This is a genomic window from Mesorhizobium sp. M7A.F.Ca.CA.002.05.1.1, from assembly GCF_003998335.1.
In the GTDB taxonomy this organism is placed as follows: domain Bacteria; phylum Pseudomonadota; class Alphaproteobacteria; order Rhizobiales; family Rhizobiaceae; genus Mesorhizobium.
Genome location: NZ_RZQI01000550.1, coordinates 1 through 4,078, shown reverse-complemented (window position 1 = coordinate 4,078; position 4,078 = coordinate 1). Strand labels below are relative to the sequence as shown.

The following is a 4,078-nucleotide window of genomic DNA, read 5'->3' as shown; positions in this document are numbered from 1 at the left end:
CTTTCGCCCGGCGTCTATGTCGTCCAGGGCAGTTTCAAGATAAACGCCAACGCAGCCATCACCGGCAGCGGGGTGACCATCTTCATGTCGGGCAGTTCGACCGTCAGCATGAATGGCAATGCGTCCGTGAAGCTCAGCGCGTCGACTTCGGGCACCTACTCAGGCGTTCTGTTCTACGGCGACAGGACCGGCATGATCGCATCCAGCACATTCAACGGCACAGCGGACTCGCTTTTGACCGGGGCCATCTACTTCCCCAAGCAGCAAGTGAACTATCTTGGCAACTTCTCGGGCAATGGCGGCTGCACCAGGGTCGTCGCCAATACGATCCAATGGTCCGGTAACTCAACCATCAATCAGGATTGCTCGAGCCTCGGAGTGCCCAACATTCCAGCCGCGCGGTCCGTGGCACTGTCCGAGTAGCTCCGTGGGGCGCCCATCGATGCCGATCCTTGGTGATGATTCGGGCGTTGCGGCGGTCGAGTTCGCGATGGTGCTGCCCATTCTGTGCCTGGTGCTGCTTGGTATTCTGGACGGCTGGTCCTACGTAACGAGTTCACTGTCGATGCGCGCCGGTGTGAAGACCGCCGCGAACCTGGTCATGAGCGGATCGACCGATGATGCGGCGACCCAGGCCCTTGCCATTGCGAGTTGGGAAAATCGGCCGGAAGACGGCCAGGTCACGCTAAGCCGCATCCGTATGTGCGGGGCGACGGTGGTCGACGCGTCCACCATGTGCAGTGGGCCGAAGGTGCCGGCGGTCTATGTCCAGATACAGGCATCGGGCACCTGGGTGCCGCCAATTGCCTTCGGCCCATTTGCCACTTCCACTGTAATCGGTCACCAGGAGACGATCCGTGTCCGCTAGGGTAAGCGCGTTCCGGCGGGATCGATCGGGCGGGGCCGGGCTGGAGTTCGCGCTGATCGCGCCCTTCCTTGTCATGCTGCTGTTCGGAATATTCGCCTTTGGCTGGTCGATGCACTCGGTCTCCAGTGTTCGCTATACGCTGGAGACGTCTGCGCGCTCGCTGCAGCTTAAGAACACGCTGACCCAGGCCGATATTCAATCGATCGCCACGCAGAAATTGCAGGCCTTGGGGTTCAAGGACGTGAACGTCACCATCGCCATCGACCCCGTGAGCGGCGGCTTCCGCATGGCGCATCTGACCGCGGCCTATGCCTTCGTCATCGACTTCCCCTACTTCAGTTCCTTCCCGATCAACTACGCGACAACCGTTACCGTGCCGCTGCTTGGCAGCGGCTAGGCTGCGGCCTGATAGCCTCGCGCGCTGGGGCTCTGCTTACTTGTACGCCTTGAGCGCGATCAGACCACCGAGAATGGTTATCGCCATTGAGGATCAGCGCCCACGACACAATGTTGTGTGACAGACGCCTCCGGCGACTGCGCAGGGCCCGGTCCCGCCAGCGTTTGGCCTGATCAGCCCCTGTGTTTTGTCGATCCACGTCTTTCTCCACGAGCAGAATGCGACTCATGCCGGCTGGTGTCCAGATCGGCACCGGTTTTGGCGGTCACGATGCAAGCTTGGCACTCAGCCTGCTTTTGATGGCACGGGGCTAGATAATATATTTCGTAGTGCTAATATTAAGGTGACGCTAGGTCATGTCCGACCATCCGTCGGGTGCAATGTGGGGGTTCCAATGAGAGTGGCTGTATTTTGCGCGGCTGTCGTTTTCGCTGCGGCTGGTGTCGCTGTTGCCAAGGAAAAGAAGGCGGCGGTCAGTGACGCCGCCGCTTTATGTTCCACCAACCCGTCAGCCAAGAAGTCCGCACCAAATCTGGACTGTGGTTTCACCGGAACCGCCAAATCGGGAGATAGCGGCGCAAAAGCAGAGCCGCGCCTCGGATACGACGCCAATCCGTGGATTATAACAGGCTTTTGACTTCGCATCGGCGGTTGCCGGTGAAGCGCTGAAGAGGGGCGTCTTGACCGGCGGGCGTCGCCCCCGCGACCGGAGCGTAACGGTCGGGCGCCGTCGAGAAGGAGGAAGCGCAAATGGCCGCTTATCTGATAGCGGATGTAGACGTAAAGAACGCTGCCGCGTTCGAGGAATACCGGCGGGATGTGCCAGCCACCGAGGAGCGTTATGGTGGGAGATATCTAGGTCGTGGCGGTGCGACCAAAGTCTTGGAGGGCGATTGGGAGCCACACCGTTTGGTTATTATCGAATTCCCCGACATGACGTCGTTGATGGGCTGGTACAATTCGGCGGAATACGCCCGCCTTATTGAAATCCGGAAGCGTTGCGCCAACACCAGGATCATTGCGCTCGAGGGGGTTGCAACACCCACTCTTTGACCGTGGTGGCTCGCCTTAATCAGGTAGTATCCGGCTTTTTTGCCCGAATCCGTACACCTCGCAGTCAGCTGTTTAAAGCCGGGAAACCAGGCAATAAATGCGGGCTTACCACTGCGGGGCTTTCTCATTGTCGCGGTGCCCGAGAACCCAACTCGACCGTGTAATGAAAAGCCCGCCACGGGGGCGACCTGCGGCGGGCTCTTGGAGCGGCTACATCCCTGAGGAATCGACCACTTTGTAGCAGGATTATGACCTGTGTGGCCGCGTTAGCCTATGGTGTGATCGCGGAAGACTGCGCGTCAGTTGAAGACCGCGGCAGAGAGCCAGGCGAAATTGGCCACATTGGGAGGGAGGTTTGCGCTAAACGCATTATTTTTCTGGTACGCCCAAGGGGAATCGAACCCCTGTTACCGCCGTGAAAGGGCGGTGTCCTAACCGCTAGACGATGGGCGCGCTCAGACGAAGCGGCTTATACTGGTGTTGTGCGCAACCGGCAACCCGTCAGGTGCCACCTTGGACAACTTTTTTCCGGGCCAGCCAAATCAACGATTTCCCGAGGGTTGGCAGGCTTTGATAATTAGCGGCGACACCCATCGTTTCGTCATCCCAGGGTCTCCGCGACGGAGCCTCGCCCTACTTCGCCCTAGGATGACGAAGTTTGTGGGAGGCTTCGGCTAATCCCGAATGCTCAGAATGGTCACCGGTACGATCTTGGCTGCTAATAGGCCTAAGACCGTCTGCTAGACTAGCCGTCACCGCCGCTGCGCCGGCGGCAGCGCCAGTTCCAGTCGCGCTCGGGGCCGACGTCGACGTGAACCGATTCTGTGTGGCAGTACGTGCCGACGCCGCCGCGGCCGGGCATGCTTCTGATGTAGCTCGCCAGTTCCCATTTCGAAACGCCGGGAACCTGGATATCGGCGGCGGCGCAATACATGTGCAGCGAATTCTTGGCCCCGTTGGCGCGCCGGTTGCGGGCCGGGTCGCGATAGCCCGACGTCACCGTCATCTTGCGGCCGTAGTGGCCTTCGATCGTCTTCAGCACGCGCACCAGCGACGGCTTCAGGCAGGCCACATCGACGCTCTCGTTCTGCTTGAGCAGCCCGTTGGGCGCCAACCGGGCCATGCCGGCGGCTGACGCAACCTGATAGGAGCCGCCGATTGGCCCCTCATCCTCGTTGAGGTCGACGTCGCTTTCGTCGTCGAGGCCGGACTTGCGCTTGATCTCGAACAGGGCCGTCTGGCGCACGCCGGGCAGGGCGTCGCTACCCGTGATGTGATTGCTATCGTCGCCGAGCGAAGCCAGTTGCACCGGCTTGGCCGTGGAATTGGCCGAGGCCAGCGTGATGATCGGCTTTGCCGCTGCTGGCGTCGCTTTTGCCTGCGCCGGGGGCTGCTCGCCCGTCCGGGCGTTGCTGATGATGGGGGCTGGTGTCGCCGAGGCTGGCGTTGCGCCAAACATCGAGGCGAGGAAGCCTTTCTTCTTTGGTGCTTCGGCCTGCGGCATCTCGCCAGCCGTCACATAGACCGGGTTGTTCATGGCCGGAGCGGCAGCGGGCTTCGGCGCCGCCACGTCGCCGTCGACCGCGGCAATCTGCTGGGCGACCGCGTCGGTTTGCGGCGCGGTCTGTGCCTGCTGCGTCAGCGATTGCGGCGTGTTTCCAACGATGGTTTCGGCGCCCGCCGGCGTGGTCAGCGGAAAGGCAGCTCCCGGTTTGGACATAGGCACGTAGGCGACTTTTTCAGGCAGCGCCGTATCGCTC

The 4,078-nt window shown here is 61.1% G+C and carries 6 protein-coding genes and 1 tRNA gene; 5 read left to right on the top strand and 2 right to left on the bottom strand.

Annotated elements, in window-relative coordinates; all coding sequences use genetic code 11:
* The 5 genes from EN939_RS23695 to EN939_RS23670 form a co-directional block, all read left to right on the top strand.
* On the top strand, positions 1-423 hold a 423-nt coding region (locus EN939_RS23695), incomplete at its 5' end, for a DUF7305 domain-containing protein (protein WP_442919552.1).
* Between the two features lie 19 nt (positions 424-442).
* The gene (locus tag EN939_RS23690) at positions 443-868 is read left to right on the top strand and encodes a TadE/TadG family type IV pilus assembly protein (RefSeq protein ID WP_127270090.1); all 426 of its coding nucleotides are present in this window, start codon (positions 443-445) and stop codon (positions 866-868) included.
* Entirely contained in the window at positions 858-1,265 is a 408-nt protein-coding gene (locus tag EN939_RS23685; RefSeq protein ID WP_127270088.1) for a TadE/TadG family type IV pilus assembly protein, read from the top strand. Before EN939_RS23690 ends, EN939_RS23685 begins: the two co-directional genes overlap by 11 nt.
* A 394-nt stretch (positions 1,266-1,659) precedes the next feature.
* Positions 1,660-1,902 (top strand): hypothetical protein, encoded by a 243-nt coding sequence (locus tag EN939_RS23675; protein ID WP_127270086.1) that lies wholly within the window; start codon positions 1,660-1,662, stop codon positions 1,900-1,902.
* A gap of 113 nt (positions 1,903-2,015) precedes the next feature.
* Positions 2,016-2,318 carry a DUF1330 domain-containing protein gene (locus EN939_RS23670; protein ID WP_127270084.1) on the top strand — a complete coding sequence of 101 codons (303 nt, stop codon included), beginning with the start codon at positions 2,016-2,018 and terminating at the stop codon, positions 2,316-2,318.
* 378 nt (positions 2,319-2,696) lie between these two features.
* Here EN939_RS23670 and EN939_RS23665 read toward each other — a convergent pair.
* Positions 2,697-2,771, bottom strand: a tRNA-Glu gene (locus EN939_RS23665).
* A 292-nt stretch (positions 2,772-3,063) separates the two neighbouring features.
* On the bottom strand, positions 3,064-4,078 hold a 1,015-nt coding region (locus EN939_RS23660), incomplete at its 5' end, for a YcbK family protein (RefSeq protein ID WP_127270082.1).

Bases quoted from the DNA above. Each gene is read 5' to 3' on its own strand.
- EN939_RS23690 (WP_127270090.1), top strand. From the start codon at position 443: ATGCCGATCCTTGGTGATGATTCGGGCGTTGCGGCGGTCGAGTTCGCG.
- EN939_RS23675 (WP_127270086.1), top strand. From the start codon at position 1,660: ATGAGAGTGGCTGTATTTTGCGCGGCTGTCGTTTTCGCTGCGGCTGGT.
- EN939_RS23670 (WP_127270084.1), top strand. From the start codon at position 2,016: ATGGCCGCTTATCTGATAGCGGATGTAGACGTAAAGAACGCTGCCGCG.